This is a genomic window from Brevibacillus borstelensis (assembly GCF_003710865.1).
Lineage (GTDB): Bacteria > Bacillota > Bacilli > Brevibacillales > Brevibacillaceae > Brevibacillus > Brevibacillus borstelensis.
This window is the reverse complement of record NZ_RHHO01000062.1, coordinates 1-2446: the sequence shown is the minus strand read 5'-3', so window position 1 is coordinate 2446 and position 2446 is coordinate 1. Positions and strand designations below refer to the sequence as shown.

Annotated in this window: 2 protein-coding genes; both read right to left on the bottom strand. The window is 41.0% G+C overall.

Features of this window, described 5'->3' with window-relative positions; genetic code table 11:
- Window positions 1-64 precede the first annotated feature (64 nt).
- Entirely contained in the window at window positions 65-787 is a 723-nt protein-coding gene (gene istB / locus EDM54_RS24150) for an IS21-like element helper ATPase IstB (RefSeq protein WP_122915621.1), read from the bottom strand.
- Complete coding sequence (gene istA, locus EDM54_RS24145; RefSeq protein WP_024985313.1) at window positions 787-2295, bottom strand: IS21 family transposase; 1509 nt, start codon at window positions 2293-2295, stop codon at window positions 787-789. Before istA ends, istB begins: the two co-directional genes overlap by 1 nt.
- Window positions 2296-2446 lie beyond the last annotated feature (151 nt).

Sequence of the window (2446 nt, the reverse complement as noted above, 5' to 3'; positions counted from 1 at the left end):
GTTTTTGGCAAGTAAGAAATGTAGCAAATGGCAATTAAAAATGTACCACTTGCCAACCCCTAAATTATTTACCGTGTAATAGCGATTCTTTGTATCGATGGCTTTCGCCATTGAAGACGATCAAATGAGAGTGATGAATCAAGCGATCAATAACTGCCTCTGTTAAAATTGGATCACCAAATATATGATTCCATTGGCCAAACTGTAGATTGGTCGTGATAATAATACTTTTTCTTTCGTAGCACATGGAGATAATCTGAAATAGCAGTTCTGCACCTTGTTTATGCAGAGGAATATACCCCAGTTCGTCGAGTATTAACAGATCTAGCTTCTCAATATGGTTAAAGAATCGGCTCAACGAGCCAGTCTCGTGAGCGTCTAGCAGCCGATTGACTAATCCAGCGACAGTAAAGAACTTTATCTTTTTCCCTTGCTGCTGAATGGCATTTAAGCCAATCAGAGTGGATAAGTACGTTTTCCCCGTTCCCACACCGCCATAAAAGATCAGATTTTCTTTCTCCTCTATAAATCCACCATGAAGGATATGATCCTGCGTGAGACCTTGTCCCATCTGAATATGACCCCATTCAAATGGCTTTCCTGTTATTCTTGGCAAGGAAGATTGTTTAAAGAGCAGATTGATTTTCCGTACTTCTCGTTGTTGTATCTCGTTTTCTAGTATTTTGAGTAAGTACTCTTCATTTGTAGTAGCTTCAACCTCATGGAAATGTTGCCGAACCCAACTCAACTTGAGACGCTTTGAATATTCTTTTATCAATGCATCCACTAGTGATGACCTCCCGTTCCCTTAAAAAATTCATTGTAATGGGCTAATCCTCTAGTGGCTGTTGGAACGGCAGGAACAAAACCTTTCGGTTGGATGGTATCCCTTTGTCCACGGCCATTCATGAGTTGATAATAGATCTGCTTAATAGAATCAACGGCTGGGTGACCATTCTCAGAGGCAAGCTGCAAAGCTTGCGTGGGTATTTTCATATCATCGTTTTTTAAAATGACGGATAGTAGCTGGAGAGCTTCTTGCTTCTCTGGGACCGTGCAATTCGAGAGATAGACTTGCCATTCGATTGGCAATTGTTCATAAAAACTTGTGTATTTAATAGCAGTTGGCCGTTTTGCCATCAATATCAAATATGGCTGCCAAATCACTGATTTTGGCTCTTTGCCATACAGCCTGGGATGCTGTACGATCAGCTCATATTCTTCAGTTAAAATATCGACTCGGTCAAATGAGATCTTTGCCAAAACCATACATTTGGCAAAACGGGGAGACGTTGAGTAGAGTTTATTTTCGACTCGGATATATCCGTATTTATCCGCTTTTACTCGTTCATATCGGATACAATCAAACTCTTTGGCAGGTAATTGAAGAAGGTGTTCCTTGTCTGCCAAATATAGTTCGGAAAGCATGGTTTCTTTCACATAATGAGGTCTCTCCCGATCTTTCTCGGCTTTTTTCCAAAGGGTTTCGTTTAGCTGATCAAGATTGTGTATCTGCAACTCAGGAAGCAGGAAGTTGTTGCGAACGTACTTGACCATCGCCTCTACGTGCCCTTTTTCATTGCCACTACCGGGATTGCAAAACTCGTATTCAAAGTCATAATGAAAAACGAAGTTTTGAAATTCCTCCGTCAGTTCACGCTGACCATTTGGCATGATCTTTTTCACCGCTGGTGATAAATTATCAAATCGAATGACCTTTGGAACTCCACCTATATAGTGAAAGATACGCTTTAATCCCTCCAGAAAGCATTCTCGATTCTGAGACTGGAAAACTTGAAAGTAGAACGTGTTGCTATAAGGAAACGAGAGAACGAGGAATGGCAAGGTAACACTTTCTCCCTGATATTTGAATGGTGCTTCTCCAAAATCAACTTGAGCTGATCCAGGTCTCGTTTCCAATGGCAATGCCGCAGCATCACTTGTCTCCGCTAACTGGTGCTTACGTTGGGAAACATATTGTCTGACAGAGCGAGATGATCCTGTAAATTGGTATTCCTCCACTAATTGCGTGAACAAGCGTTGTGCTGTTCTTCGGAACTTCTTTTTCTTGTTCAAGTCCTCTTTGATCCATTGATCAAGAATAGGTTTAACGGGCTCCATGACTCTAGCTTTTCGAATTTGCTTGGGCTTTTCTTGTAGATTGAAATCATCCATTTCTGCATACTTCTGAACCGTCCTTGAATCACGATTCATTTGTTTGGCAATCTTGCTATAAGCTCGCCCTTTTTTGTTTGCCTCATGCCTGATATAATTAATTTCTGCCACTGCTAACATCTCCTAACTTTATACCTCCCGTCGTCTGTAATGCCCAACAGGAGTGTATTTTGATAAGGGGATGTTGGCAAGTGGTTTTTTAATTTATGCAGCCCCTACGGGTCTGCATAAATTAACTGCCATAACCTACATTTTTAGTCTGCCATAAACA

Excerpts from the sequence above, each read along its gene's own strand:
- istA (WP_024985313.1), bottom strand. The coding sequence starts at position 2,295 with ATGTTAGCAGTGGCAGAAATTAATTATATCAGGCATGAGGCAAACAAA.